The sequence below is a fragment of the Paenibacillus elgii NBRC 100335 genome, from assembly GCF_004000865.1.
Classification (GTDB): domain Bacteria; phylum Bacillota; class Bacilli; order Paenibacillales; family NBRC-103111; genus Paenibacillus_G; species Paenibacillus_G elgii.
Map to the genome: position 1 here is coordinate 16,991 of NZ_BIMB01000043.1, position 13,538 is coordinate 30,528.

The window sequence follows — 13,538 nt, forward strand, 5'->3', positions numbered from 1 at the left end:
CGGCATGATTCAGGAGATCCTCATCGTAGACGGTTACAACATCATCGGATCATGGCCGGAATTGCAAAGGCTGAAGGAGATCCGGCTGGAGGAAGCACGCGACCGGCTGATCGAAACGATGGCCGAGTACCAGTCGTTCTCCGGGATGAAGGTTATCGTGGTGTTTGACGCTTACTACGTTCCGGGGCTTGGCGGCAAATATTTGCAAAGCAAGCTCCCGGTTTATTACACCAAGGAAAAGGAAACGGCGGACGAGCTGATCGAAAGGCTCGTCACCACCCATATCGGACGGCGCAAGCAGGTATACGTCGCGACCTCCGATATGACGGAGCAGCATGTAATTTTCGGCAAAGGGGCTTTCCGGATTCCGGCAAGCGAGCTTTTGGTTAAAGTGAGGCAGGTCCGCCAGGAAATCCGCCGGACGATCGACACTGAAGCATCGCCGAAGCGCAATTCGTTTGACAGCAGACTTAGCGGAGATATACGGGATCAGCTGGAGAAATGGCGCAGGGGGAATTAGGGGCTGTGAAGGTAAAGCCTGCGAATCCGGCAACAATCTAGCTTTTTGTAGCGGGAATCCGGTTGACGGCGCTAGATTACATAATGTATACTAGTCCTATCTTTCAAGCGTTGGGCCGGAGGGATTGTAGTGAGTGTCGACCTCAAAGAGTTGAGAATGTACGAATACGACCTCAAGGCAGACGAAGATGTGGTCGAAGCCGTCCGTGAAGGGGACAGCGACGCCTTGGAGTACTTGATCAACAAGTACAAGAACTTCGTTCGCGCCAAAGCGCGCTCTTATTTTCTTATCGGCGCTGATAGAGAGGATATCGTACAAGAGGGAATGATCGGCCTGTATAAATCGATCCGCGACTTCCGCGGCGATAAGCTAGCCTCCTTCAAAGCGTTTGCCGAGCTTTGCATTACCCGCCAAATCATTACGGCCATCAAAACCGCCACTCGCCAGAAGCATATCCCCCTAAATTCCTACGTTTCGTTGGACAAGCCCATCTATGATGAAGATTCCGACAGGACGCTGCTTGATGTCATTTGTGGCTCCCGCGTATCCGATCCCGAGGAATTGATCATTAATCAAGAGGAGTTCAGCGGGCTGGAAGATAAAATGGGAGAGATATTAAGCGACCTGGAACGCAGGGTGCTGATGCTGTATTTGGACGGGCGGTCCTATCAGGAAATCGCCGTCGATTTGGACAGGCATGTAAAGTCGATTGACAATGCATTGCAGCGCGTGAAGCGCAAGCTGGAGAGGTATCTGGAAGTACGCGACGCATAAAACGTAGATAAGCGCCTTTATTGCTGCGAAGCAAGGTGCTTTTTTTGTTTTATATAGGTTTAGAGATTATTATAGAACGAATGTTCGCGCGTGACAAGATGTCCTTTTGTAAAAAAATGATCAAGTTTTCGTTTAGAGGCGAGCCGTCTGGTCAATAATGGATGGGACGAGACAAGCGTTATGTTAATCCTTTTTCCTTGACAGAAGATAGGCCGTATGCTAAAGTATATCGGGTAGCCTTAGACGAAAAGGCGTTTTTTTTGCTGGTCGTGTAAGGTTGTAAATTTCGAGGCTGGTCCGTAGGAGGTGTACATCATGCGGGTGATCATCACGTTAGCGTGCACAAACTGCAAGCAAAGAAACTATACATCCACCAAAAATAAGCGCAACCATCCTGACCGCATGGAGCTCAAGAAATATTGCAAGTTTTGCAATGAACAAACTGCTCATCGCGAGACTCGCTAGTTTTTGGAGGTGTAGTTGTGTCCTTTTTGGCTAAAATGAAGCAGGGATTCGGCAACACATTTTCCTTTTTCGGCGACAGCTGGTCTGAGCTGAAAAAAGTGAAATGGCCTACCCGTAAAGAGCTGATTAGCTATACGCTAGTCGTGTTGTTTACGGTTGCCTTCGTGACGGTGTACTTCTACGTTCTGGACTTAGGAATTTCTGAGCTGCTTCGACTCGTGTTTAAATAAAGCTGACGGGTGGCGCTATGGAAATGGAAAAAAGATGGTACGTCGTTCATACCTACTCCGGGTATGAAAACAAGGTAAAGGCCAATTTGGAGAAACGCGTCGAATCCATGGATATGAAGGACAAGATCTTTCGTGTGCTCGTTCCCATGGAGGAGGAGCTTGTGAATAAGGATGGCAAGAAAAAAACGGTTATGCGCAAAGTGTATCCGGGGTACGTTCTTGTGGAGATGATCCAAACGGACGACTCTTGGTACGTGGTGCGCAACACGCCCGGCGTTACCGGGTTCGTGGGTTCAACCGGTTCGGGGTCGAAGCCGACGGCTTTGCTTCCGGAGGAAGTCGATTCTATTCTCAAGCATATGGGTATCGAAGAGCCGAAGCCGAAAATCGACTTCGAACTCAAAGAGACCGTGCGCGTAAAAGTCGGACCGTTCGCTAACTTCGTCGGTTCCGTGGAAGAAATTCTGCTCGACAAAAGCAAGCTGAAGGTCCATGTCAACATGTTCGGCAGAGAAACACCGCTTGAGCTCGACTACCACCAGGTGGAAAAGCTGTAGCGTGAAACACTGCCATACTACGGGCGAGGAGGTGTCACACAATGGCAAAAAAGGTTATTAAAGTTGTGAAACTGCAGGTTCCTGCAGGGAAAGCGAATCCGGCTCCGCCGATCGGTCCGGCTCTCGGTCAAGCAGGCGTGAACATCATGGCATTCTGCAAAGAGTTCAACGCTCGTACTGCCGATCAAGCAGGTCTTATCATTCCGGTTGAGATCTCCGTATTCGAGGACCGTTCTTTCACGTTCATCACGAAAACTCCGCCGGCTGCCGTATTGCTGCGCGTAGCTGCTGGGATCGAAAAAGGATCCGGCGAACCGAACAAGAAGAAGGTTGCAACTGTAAAACGCGCGAAAGTGCGTGAAATCGCCGAGCAAAAAATGCCTGACCTGAACGCTGCATCCGTTGAGGCTGCTATGCGCATGGTCGAAGGTACGGCTCGCAGCATGGGCGTAGTCATCGAAGACTAATCGCTTGTTGCATCGGTGGGAGGATATTCCGCTAATACCACGTAGGAGGACATAAAAGTGGCTAAACACGGTAAGAAATACCTTGAAGTTGCTAAGCAAATCGATGCTGAGACGTTCTACGAACCGCTCGAAGCCATCGAACTCGTTAAGAAAACGGCACGCGCTAAATTCGACGAAACCGTTGAAGTAGCTGTGCGTCTGGGCGTAGACCCGAGAAAACAAGACCAAGCCGTTCGCGGTGTGGTTGTACTGCCTCACGGCACAGGTAAAACGAAACGCGTTCTTGTATTTGCCAAAGGCGATAAAGCCAAAGAAGCGGAAGCGGCAGGCGCTGATTTCGTAGGCGATCAAGACATGATCAACAAAATTCAGCAAGGCTGGTTCGACTTCGATGTCTGCGTAGCTACGCCGGACATGATGAGCGAAGTGGGTAAACTCGGTCGTATCTTGGGTGGTAAAGGTTTGATGCCGAACCCGAAAGCGGGCACTGTTACGTTCGACGTAGCAAAAGCCGTTCAGGAGATTAAGGCAGGTAAAATCGAATACCGTCTGGATAAAGCCGGACAAATCCATGCGCCGATCGGTAAAGTATCCTTCGACGCCGATAAGCTTGCTGAGAACTTCAAAGCTTTGATCGATGCGCTCAACAGAGCAAAACCGGCTGCAGCCAAAGGGGTATACCTGAAAAACATCGCGGTATCCTCGACGATGGGGCCAAGCGCTCGTGTCAATGCAACAGCCCTGAGATAAGGTAAAGCTTGGTAGTTGACTTTTGAAGTCATCCATGCTAACCTGTTTTAGGTTGACAAACGAATATGCTTACCGTAGACAGCAGGTGCTCGTTCGAGCTTAATTTCCTGCCGAGGTGTTGTGATATAAATTCGATATTCTGTACGGAATATATGAATCGTCATGCCTTCGCCGTGTCTGCGAAGGCATTTTCGCTTTTAGCGGGAATGTCGGCGGAGAGTGGCGGCGAAGAAAGGGAACGACCTCGAGAACGTGTTTACGAAGTAAGTTTTCGGACGCTTAAGAAGCAGTTTTCTCATGAGAGCTGATGCTTACGAAATAGTTTTCTCACGAAAACTTGTAGGAGGTGCAGAATGGCAAACGTAAAAATTATCGAGCAAAAAGCTCAGCAGGTAACGGAAGTATCTGATAAGCTGAAAGAGAACTCTTGCTCCATCGTAGCTGACTACCGCGGTTTGAACGTGAAGCAAGTAACCGAGCTTCGCAAACAACTGCGTGAAGCGGGCGTAGAATTCCAAGTGTTGAAAAACACGCTGATTCGTCGTGCGACAGCTACTGCGGAATTGTCTGATCTGGATGAGTACTTGACCGGTCCTACCGCGATTGCATTCAGCAAAGACGACATTATAACTCCGGCCAAAATTTTGACCGAGTTCGCCAAGAAAAACGACCAGCTCAGCGTAAAAGCGGGTGTCGTTGAAGGTAAAGTGGTTGATTTCAACCAAATCAAAGCGCTGGCGGAACTGCCTTCCAGAGAAGGTCTTCTGTCCATGTTGCTCAGCGTGCTTCAAGCTCCGGTTCGCAACTTCGCCCTTGCGGTTAAAGCTGTGTCCGATAAGCAAGAAGGCGGCGCGCAAGCGTAATTGTGCCGTTTGAAATGATTACAAAACATTCTTAATTGAAGATAATGGAGGTTTAACCATGAGCAAAGAGCAAATCTTGGAAGCCATTAAAGGCATGACTGTTTTGGAACTGAACGATCTGGTTAAAGCAATCGAAGAAGAGTTCGGCGTAACCGCAGCAGCTCCGGTAGCTGTTGTAGCAGGCGGCGCTGCGGCAGAAGCTGCAGAGCAAACAGAATTCGACGTAATTCTGACCAACGCTGGCGCGTCCAAAATCAACGTTATCAAAGTTGTTCGCGAAATCACGGGTCTCGGCCTGAAAGAAGCAAAAGATCTCGTAGACAACGCACCGAAGCCGCTTAAAGAGAAAGTATCCAAAGAAGATGCTGAATCCGTTAAAGCAAAATTGGAAGAAGCTGGCGCTTCCGTAGAAGTGAAGTAATTCTAGCTACAGCACCCCTTGCAGAGGCGATCCTCTTCAAGGGGTTTTCCTTTTTAATTCGAACCGGGAGGCGGTGGATACGTGTCCGAGCATTACTATACCCCGAGACCCAGCGTAGAGCACGATTTGCATACGATCGAGGAAACGCTGCGCGGCCGCAGCTTTGTTTTTTGGACGGATGCCGGGGTCTTCTCCAAAAAGGGGGTTGATTACGGATCGAAGCTGCTTGTGCAGACTATGGAATTGTCGAAGCAAGCCAAGGTGCTGGATGTAGGCTGCGGGTACGGCCCGATTGGATTGGCGGCCGCGGTGGCAGCGGAGCAGGGAAGCGTCACGATGGTGGACATTAACGAGCGTGCCATTGAACTCGCGAAACGAAACGCCGAGCGCAACCGGATCGCAAACGTCCGGATTTTGCAAAGCGATTTGCTGGCAGAGGTGATGGACCAGACTTTTGATGCGGTGCTGACCAATCCGCCCATTCGCGCCGGCAAAGAGACGGTACACCGCGTGTTTGAGCAGGCTCACCATGTATTAGCTCCCGGCGGAGCGCTTTGGGTAGTCATCCAGAAAAAGCAGGGGGCGCCTTCCGCTTACGCCAAGCTTGAGTCTCTCTACTCCCAAGTAGAAGAGGTCGAGCGCAACAAGGGCTATTGGATTATTAAGGCCGTGAAGTGATATTCCCCGGAGAGACGTGAATAGACCTGTGCTAGCGGAGGAATATATCGGTCGGCGGCGAGTTTGATTTAGTGGGACGGAGGAGTATGGCCATTTACCGCGAGTTTTTTTGCAAGCTTCCAGACCTATTGGTGTAATTAAAAAGGAAGCTTGCAAAACGTGTTTGAGGTTAGGTAAATGGTTATACTCTGGAGTTGGAAATATGTTGACTTGACTTTCGCTTTGTGATATTATTATAAAATGTCAGCATTAAGATAGGGTGAAATCTCTTTAGTCGACTAAAATGTCAAGATTTTTTTATACAGGTATGAATAAAATTTTTCCATTTGACGTATAATGTTAAAATTTTAGGTAAACCATACAAGGTATAAGGAAATATATGGCAAGTCGAAAGGGTAGCGCCCATATTACTATTTGTATTTAGTCATTTAGAAGCTTCCTGAAGAAGTGACACTTCGCGCAGTTATTTACTCGAGAAGGCTTCCCAAAGAGGCTTTTATTTTGTTCTATTGAGTAGACATGAGGGGTGAATCTAAGTTGGCGGGACATCTTGTTCAATTAGGTAGACGTAAACGCAGGTCATACGCTCGGATTCATGAGGTTTTGGAGGTTCCGAACCTGATTGAAATCCAACAAAAATCATATCAATGGTTTTTGGATGAGGGATTGCGTGAAATGTTTCAAGATATTTCCCCGATCCAAGACTTTACGGGGAATTTGGTGTTGGAATTTATCGACTACAGCTTGGGAGAGCCTAAGTATTCGGTCGACGAATCCAAGGAACGCGACGTCACCTTTGCTGCACCGCTTCGTGTGAAAGTACGCTTGATCAATAAAGAAACCGGCGAGGTTAAAGAGCAGGAAGTGTTTATGGGCGACTTCCCTTTAATGACCGAGACGGGCACCTTTATTATCAACGGCGCTGAACGGGTTATCGTCAGCCAGCTGGTTCGTTCCCCTAGCGTTTATTTTAGCACGAAAGTCGATAAGAACGGAAAGAAAACATATACCGCAACCGTTATCCCGAACCGCGGAGCTTGGCTGGAGCTGGAGACCGACGCGAAGGACATTATCTACGTGCGGATCGACCGTACGCGGAAAATTCCGGTGACGGTGCTGCTTCGCGCCCTTGGTTTCGGTACCGATGCAGAAATCATAGATTTGCTCGGCGATAACGAGTATATCCGCAACACGCTGGACAAGGACAATACCGATTCGACGGACAAGGCCTTGATCGAGATCTACGAGCGTCTGCGTCCGGGCGAGCCGCCTACGCTGGATAATGCGAGAAGCTTGCTTGTTGCGCGCTTTTTCGATCCGAAACGGTACGATCTGGCGAACGTCGGCCGGTACAAAATCAACAAGAAGCTGCATATCAAAAACCGTCTGTTCAATCAGCGGCTGGCAGAGACGCTTGTCGATACGAATACCGGAGAAATCGTCGCCGAGGCCGGTCAATTGCTCGACCGCCGTCTGCTTGACACGATCATTCCATATCTGGAAGAAAGCGTCGGCTTCACGGAATACAATGTAGTTAATGGTGTGACCGAGTCGGATAAAATTCCGCTGCAATGCGTCAGCGTATATTCTCCGCTTGAGGATGGGAAGGTCGTTAAGGTTATTGCCAACGGCAAGATCGATAAAACGGTCAAAAACATTACCCCGGCCGATATTATCTCATCCATTAACTATTTCATTAACCTGCTGCACGGTATCGGCAGCACGGACGACATTGACCACTTGGGGAACCGTCGTTTGCGCTCCGTCGGCGAGCTTCTGCAGAACCAGTTCCGGATCGGTTTGTCCCGGATGGAACGCGTTGTGCGCGAGCGGATGTCGATTCAAGACGTGAATACCATCACTCCGCAGCAGCTGATCAATATTCGTCCGGTCATTGCGTCCATCAAGGAGTTTTTCGGAAGCTCCCAGCTTTCGCAGTTTATGGACCAAACGAACCCGCTTGCCGAGCTTACGCACAAACGTCGTTTGTCTGCACTAGGACCCGGCGGTTTGACGCGGGAGCGCGCCGGCTTCGAAGTCCGGGACGTTCACCACTCTCACTATGGACGGATGTGTCCGATTGAGACGCCGGAGGGACCGAACATCGGGTTGATCAACTCCCTGTCGACCTTTGCGCGTGTCAATGAGTTCGGCTTTATCGAAGCTCCGTATCGGCGCGTCGATCCGCACACGGACGTTGTGACGGATGAAATCTCCTACCTGACGGCCGATGAAGAGGATAATTACGTGGTCGCTCAGGCGAACGCCGAACTGACCGAGGAAGGCAAGTTCGCGAACGACTCCGTCATCGTGCGTTACAAAGACGACATTTTGACGCTTCCGAAAGAGCGAGTCGACTACATGGACGTCTCCCCGAAACAGGTTGTGTCCGTGGCGACCGCTTTGATTCCGTTCCTTGAAAATGACGACTCCAACCGCGCCCTGATGGGTTCGAACATGCAGCGTCAGGCGGTACCGCTTCTTATTCCGAAGTCGCCGCTTGTCGGTACCGGGATGGAGCATAAATCGGCCAAAGATTCCGGCGTATGTATCGTTTCCAAAGTGAACGGTGTCGTCGAACGGGTTTCGGCTAACGAAATCTGGGTGCGCCGTCAAGAGATGGTGGACGGCCGTCTGGTTAATGGAGATATTATCAAGCATAAGCTGCACAAGTTTTTGCGCTCCAACCAAGGAACTTGCATCAACCAGCGTCCGATTTGCCATAAAGGCGAACAGGTTCGCGTCGGTGACATTTTGGCCGACGGTCCTTCGACCGAGCAGGGAGAGCTTGCACTTGGCCGCAACGTCGTCGTTGCCTTCATGACTTGGGAAGGCTACAACTACGAGGATGCCATTCTGCTTAGTGAAAAATTAGTGAAGGAAGACGTCTATACTTCCATTCACATTGAAGAATATGAATCCGAAGCGCGCGACACGAAGCTCGGACCGGAAGAAATCACCCGTGATATTCCGAACGTGGGCGAAGACGCGCTGAAGAACTTGGACGAACGCGGCATTATCCGCGTTGGCGCCGAGATTGCCGCCGGTGATATCCTGGTCGGTAAAGTAACACCTAAAGGGGTAACCGAACTGACTGCGGAAGAACGTCTTCTGCATGCGATCTTCGGTGAGAAAGCCCGCGAAGTCCGCGACACTTCGCTTCGCGTGCCTCATGGTACGGACGGAATCGTAGTCGACGTGAAGGTGTTCACCCGCGAGAATGGCGACGAGCTTCCTCCAGGCGTTAATCAATTGGTACGCGTCTATATCGCCCAAAAACGGAAAATTTCCGAAGGCGACAAAATGGCGGGACGCCATGGTAACAAAGGGGTTATCGCACGCATTTTGCCGGAAGAGGACATGCCGTTCCTGCCGGACGGGACGCCGGTTGAAGTCGTACTGAACCCGCTGGGTGTTCCTTCCCGGATGAACATCGGACAGGTGTTGGAAGTCCACTTGGGGATGGCCGCGAAATATCTCGGCATTCACACAGCTACACCAGTATTCGATGGTGCTCGTGAATACGACGTTTTCGATACAATGGAAGAAGCCGGAATGCAGCGCAACGGTAAAACGATGCTGTATGACGGCCGGACCGGAGAAGCATTTGAACGCGAAGTTACCGTTGGCGTCATGTACATGATCAAATTGGCGCACATGGTCGACGATAAAATCCACGCCCGTTCCACTGGGCCATACTCTCTCGTTACGCAGCAGCCGCTCGGCGGTAAAGCGCAGTTCGGCGGCCAGCGCTTCGGGGAGATGGAGGTTTGGGCACTTGAGGCGTACGGCGCAGCTTATACGCTGCAGGAAATCTTGACGGTCAAGTCTGACGATGTCGTCGGCCGCGTGAAGACGTACGAGTCGATCGTCAAGGGCGAGAACGTTCCGGAGCCGGGCGTTCCGGAATCCTTCAAAGTATTGATCAAAGAGCTTCAAAGCTTGGGTATGGATGTCAAAATCTTGTCCGAGAACGAAGAAGAGATCGAAATGAAGGAAATGGACGACGAAGATGAGGTAACCAGCGACAAGCTGAACCTGAATCTCGAAGGCGCGGAGCTTGGTGTAGAGTAAGGCTGTGATGGAATGCTTTACAGACGTAAGTCATGGGCCTATGCCCGCACACAGATTTTGCTGCACAAAACATGGAGGAGGGTTGCTCCTTGATCGACGTCAACAATTTTGAGTACATGAAAATCGGATTGGCTTCCCCCGACAAAATACGTTCGTGGTCCAGAGGCGAAGTGAAGAAGCCAGAAACGATCAACTACCGAACGTTGAAGCCGGAAAAGGAAGGCTTGTTCTGCGAGAAAATCTTCGGGCCAACCAAAGACTGGGAATGTCATTGCGGTAAATATAAACGCGTCCGTTACAAAGGCGTCGTCTGTGACCGATGCGGTGTAGAAGTTACTCGCCAAAAAGTGCGCCGCGAGCGTATGGGCCATATCGAATTGGCTGCACCGGTTTCACATATTTGGTACTTCAAAGGCATTCCGAGCCGTATGGGGCTTGCGCTTGATATGTCTCCCCGTTCGCTGGAGGAGATCATCTATTTCGCATCCTATGTCGTAACGGATCCGGGAGACACGCCGCTGGAGAAAAAACAGCTGCTCTCCGAGAAAGAATACCGCAGCTATCGCGAAAAGTACGGCTACGCGTTCCAAGCTGGTATGGGCGCCGAAGCGGTGAAGAAGCTTCTGCAGGACATCGACATCGAGAAAGAAGTCGATATGCTGAAGGAAGAGCTGAAAACCGCACAAGGTCAACGCCGCAACCGCGCAATTAAGCGGTTGGAAGTCATGGAAGCTTTCCGTAACTCGAAAAATATGCCGGAGTGGATGGTGCTGGACGTGCTGCCGGTCATTCCTCCGGAGCTCCGTCCGATGGTACAGCTGGACGGCGGTCGTTTCGCGACCTCCGACTTGAACGACCTGTACCGCCGGGTCATTAACCGGAACAACCGTCTGAAAAGACTGCTCGACTTGGGCGCTCCCGATATCATTGTGCAGAACGAGAAACGGATGCTGCAGGAAGCCGTTGACGCCTTGATCGACAACGGCCGCCGCGGCCGTCCGGTAACGGGCCCGGGCAACCGTCCGCTCAAATCGCTCAGCCATATGCTGAAAGGGAAGCAAGGCCGTTTCCGTCAAAACCTGCTCGGTAAGCGGGTTGACTATTCCGGCCGTTCCGTTATCGTCGTAGGACCGAGCCTGAAGATGTACCAATGCGGGCTCCCGAAAGAAATGGCGCTTGAGCTGTTTAAGCCTTTCGTCATGAAGGAGCTTGTCAATAAAGGTCTTGCACATAACATCAAGAGTGCGAAGCGCAAAGTAGAACGCGTCAGCCCGGAAGTATGGGACGTGCTCGAAGAAGTAATCAAAGAGCATCCGGTACTGCTTAACCGCGCCCCCACGCTTCACCGTCTCGGGATTCAGGCGTTCGAGCCAATCCTGGTCGAAGGGCGCGCGATCAAGCTGCATCCGCTCGTATGTACGGCTTATAACGCCGACTTCGACGGTGACCAGATGGCTGTTCACGTTCCGCTGTCCGCAGAAGCGCAAGCGGAAGCTCGCGTCTTGATGCTGGCTTCGGGGAACATTTTGAACCCGAAAGACGGTAAACCTGTCGTTACGCCTTCGCAGGATATGGTTCTCGGCAGCTTCTACTTGACGACCGAGAATAAACACGCAAAGGGTTCGATGACGATTCTTCGTACCGTTGCTGAAGCCGTATCCCTGTATCATCGCGGAGACGCTTCGCTTCATGCCCGCGTAGCCATTCCGGCTAAGGCGCTCGGGAAAACGAGCTTTACGCCGGAGCAGCAAGAAGCGATGCTTATTACGACGATCGGAAAAATCATCTTTAACGAGATTTATCCCGTTGACTTCCCGTTCATTAACGAAGCGACAAAAGCGAACTTATTGAATGGTGCGTCGGATAACTATTTCGTATTCGAGAAAGGCGGAGACATCCGCAAAAAGATGGAAGAGCTGCCGGAGACGAAGGCTGTAGGTAAAGACTACCTCGGTACGATCATCGCCGAATGCTTCCGCCGTTACCATACGACGCAAACGTCGGTTACGCTGGATAACATTAAGCAGCTTGGCTTTACCTACTCCACGCGGGCAGGGATCACGATCGCGGTGGCGGACGTTACCGTTCCGCAGGAGAAGGATGAAATTCTTCTAGAGTCCGACGAGAAAGTCAAGGTCGTGACAAACCAATACCGCCGTGGTCTGATTACGGACGACGAGCGGTATGAACGTGTCATTGCGATCTGGAGTAAGGCCAAGGACGAAATCACCGACATTTTGATGAAGTCGCTTGATAAATACAACTCGATCAACATGATGGTCGAGTCCAAGGCGCGCGGTAACAAATCGCAGATCACCCAGCTGGGCGGGATGCGCGGTCTGATGGCGACGCCGACAGGCCGGATCTACGAATTGCCGATTAAATCGAACTTCCGCGAAGGCCTGACGGTCTTGGAGTACTTCATCTCCACGCACGGCGCGCGGAAAGGTTTGGCCGATACGGCGCTTCGTACCGCCGACTCCGGTTACTTGACCCGTCGTCTTGTCGACGTGGCGCAGGACGTCATCGTACGCGATGAGGATTGCGGCACGGACAAAGGGTTCCTGGTTAGCCGTATTCAAGACGGTAAAGAGGTTATTGAGGATCTGTACGACCGGATCGAAGGCCGTTATTCCTTCGAAACGATCCGCGATCCGAAGACCGGTGAAGTTATTGTTTCCCGCAACGATCTCATTGAAGCTGGGAAAGCCGACCGGATTATTGAAGCCGGCATTGAAAAAATACAGATTCGTTCCGTCCTTAGCTGCCGCTCCAGACACGGCGTATGTAAGAAATGTTACGGACGTAACTTGGCAACAGGCCAACACGTCGAGATCGGTGAAGCCGTAGGTATTATCGCGGCGCAATCCATCGGGGAACCGGGAACGCAGCTGACGATGCGTACGTTCCATACCGGGGGCGTTGCGGGCGACGATATTACCCAAGGTTTGCCGCGGATTCAGGAGCTTTTCGAAGCGCGGAATCCGAAAGGGCAAGCGACGATTTCCGAGATCGACGGCGTGGTAAAAGAAATTCGCGAAGCCAAAGACCGCCGGGAGATCGAGGTTCAAGGCGAAGCGGAATCCAAGGTGTACTCCATCTCTTACGGTTCCCGTATCCGGGTCTCCGTCAACCAGACCGTAGAGGCTGGCGACGAGCTGACCGAGGGTTCGATCGACCCGAAAGAAATGCTGCGCATCAAAGGGATCCGCGGCGTGCAGAACTATATTCTGCAAGAGGTTCAGCGCGTATACCGGAACCAAGGGGTAGAAATCAACGACAAGCACGTTGAGGTTATGATCCGCCAGATGCTGCGTAAAATCCGTATCGTCGATGCGGGTAATACGACGCTGCTTCCGGGTTCGTTCGTGGATATCCACGAATACGAGGAAGCGAACAAAGTGGCTCTCTTCGCGGGCGAAGAGCCTGCGGTTGCGAAGCCGGTGCTCCTCGGGATCACCAAAGCGTCGCTGGAGACCGACTCGTTCCTGTCTGCGGCATCGTTCCAAGAAACCACCCGGGTTCTTACCGATGCGGCGATCAAAGGCAAAGTCGACCAATTGCTCGGCTTAAAAGAGAATGTCATCATCGGGAAGCTGATTCCGGCCGGTACGGGGATGTCGAGATACCGCAACATCCGTATCACCGACCCGAACGCCGTTCCGCTGGATGAAGAAATGACCGAGGCGGAAGCCGTAACGGTAGAATAGAGCATGTCATAGACTTGCCTTTAAAATTT

12 protein-coding genes and 1 other annotated feature are annotated in these 13,538 nt (G+C 51.3%); all 12 genes read left to right on the plus strand.

All coding sequences use genetic code 11. The features are described 5' to 3' along the window. The first annotated feature begins 4 nt into the window (after positions 1-4). The 12 genes from PEL01S_RS25220 (at position 5) to rpoC (ending at position 13,509) form a co-directional block, all read left to right on the plus strand. On the plus strand, positions 5-520 hold the full coding sequence (locus PEL01S_RS25220; RefSeq protein ID WP_063187723.1) for an NYN domain-containing protein: 516 nt from the start codon (positions 5-7) through the stop codon (positions 518-520). A 129-nt stretch (positions 521-649) separates the two neighbouring features. After that, positions 650-1,294: an RNA polymerase sporulation sigma factor SigH gene (sigH, locus tag PEL01S_RS25225; RefSeq protein ID WP_025851016.1), complete on the plus strand. Its 645-nt coding sequence runs from the start codon at positions 650-652 to the stop codon at positions 1,292-1,294. A 315-nt stretch (positions 1,295-1,609) separates the two neighbouring features. Beyond that, a complete protein-coding gene (rpmG, locus tag PEL01S_RS25230; protein ID WP_025851018.1) occupies positions 1,610-1,759 on the plus strand; it encodes a 50S ribosomal protein L33 in 150 nt (49 codons plus the stop codon). 17 nt (positions 1,760-1,776) lie between these two features. Continuing rightward, on the plus strand, positions 1,777-1,989 hold the full coding sequence (gene secE, locus PEL01S_RS25235) for a preprotein translocase subunit SecE (RefSeq protein WP_010498901.1): 213 nt from the start codon (positions 1,777-1,779) through the stop codon (positions 1,987-1,989). 23 nt (positions 1,990-2,012) lie between these two features. After that, on the plus strand, positions 2,013-2,546 hold the full coding sequence (gene nusG / locus PEL01S_RS25240; protein WP_010498900.1) for a transcription termination/antitermination protein NusG: 534 nt from the start codon (positions 2,013-2,015) through the stop codon (positions 2,544-2,546). 41 nt (positions 2,547-2,587) lie between these two features. After that, the gene (gene rplK / locus PEL01S_RS25245) at positions 2,588-3,013 is read left to right on the plus strand and encodes a 50S ribosomal protein L11 (RefSeq protein ID WP_010498899.1); all 426 of its coding nucleotides are present in this window, start codon (positions 2,588-2,590) and stop codon (positions 3,011-3,013) included. 57 nt (positions 3,014-3,070) lie between these two features. Next, positions 3,071-3,763, plus strand: coding sequence for a 50S ribosomal protein L1 (rplA, locus tag PEL01S_RS25250; protein WP_063187725.1), 693 nt, complete (start codon positions 3,071-3,073; stop codon positions 3,761-3,763). A 54-nt stretch (positions 3,764-3,817) separates the two neighbouring features. Further along, positions 3,818-3,965 (plus strand) — a sequence feature (ribosomal protein L10 leader region). 151 nt (positions 3,966-4,116) lie between these two features. Then, positions 4,117-4,626, plus strand: a complete 510-nt coding sequence (gene rplJ, locus PEL01S_RS25255; protein ID WP_063187727.1) for a 50S ribosomal protein L10 — start codon at positions 4,117-4,119, stop codon at positions 4,624-4,626. A gap of 58 nt (positions 4,627-4,684) precedes the next feature. Further along, positions 4,685-5,047 (plus strand): 50S ribosomal protein L7/L12, encoded by a 363-nt coding sequence (gene rplL / locus PEL01S_RS25260; RefSeq protein WP_063187728.1) that lies wholly within the window; start codon positions 4,685-4,687, stop codon positions 5,045-5,047. 81 nt (positions 5,048-5,128) lie between these two features. Next, entirely contained in the window at positions 5,129-5,725 is a 597-nt protein-coding gene (locus tag PEL01S_RS25265) for a class I SAM-dependent methyltransferase (RefSeq protein ID WP_063187729.1), read from the plus strand. Between the two features lie 519 nt (positions 5,726-6,244). Then, positions 6,245-9,799, plus strand: a complete 3,555-nt coding sequence (rpoB, locus tag PEL01S_RS25270; protein WP_054975992.1) for a DNA-directed RNA polymerase subunit beta — start codon at positions 6,245-6,247, stop codon at positions 9,797-9,799. A gap of 89 nt (positions 9,800-9,888) precedes the next feature. Next, positions 9,889-13,509, plus strand: a complete 3,621-nt coding sequence (gene rpoC, locus PEL01S_RS25275) for a DNA-directed RNA polymerase subunit beta' (protein WP_063187731.1) — start codon at positions 9,889-9,891, stop codon at positions 13,507-13,509. Positions 13,510-13,538: the final 29 nt, after the last annotated feature.

What these genes read in the sequence shown, in the direction of transcription:
- PEL01S_RS25220 (WP_063187723.1), top strand. Translation starts at nt 5, where the DNA reads ATGATTCAGGAGATCCTCATCGTAGACGGTTACAACATCATCGGATCA.
- rpmG (WP_025851018.1), top strand. Translation starts at nt 1,610, where the DNA reads ATGCGGGTGATCATCACGTTAGCGTGCACAAACTGCAAGCAAAGAAAC.
- nusG (WP_010498900.1), top strand. Translation starts at nt 2,013, where the DNA reads ATGGAAAAAAGATGGTACGTCGTTCATACCTACTCCGGGTATGAAAAC.
- rplK (WP_010498899.1), top strand. Translation starts at nt 2,588, where the DNA reads ATGGCAAAAAAGGTTATTAAAGTTGTGAAACTGCAGGTTCCTGCAGGG.
- rplJ (WP_063187727.1), top strand. Translation starts at nt 4,117, where the DNA reads ATGGCAAACGTAAAAATTATCGAGCAAAAAGCTCAGCAGGTAACGGAA.
- rplL (WP_063187728.1), top strand. Translation starts at nt 4,685, where the DNA reads ATGAGCAAAGAGCAAATCTTGGAAGCCATTAAAGGCATGACTGTTTTG.
- rpoB (WP_054975992.1), top strand. Translation starts at nt 6,245, where the DNA reads ATGAGGGGTGAATCTAAGTTGGCGGGACATCTTGTTCAATTAGGTAGA.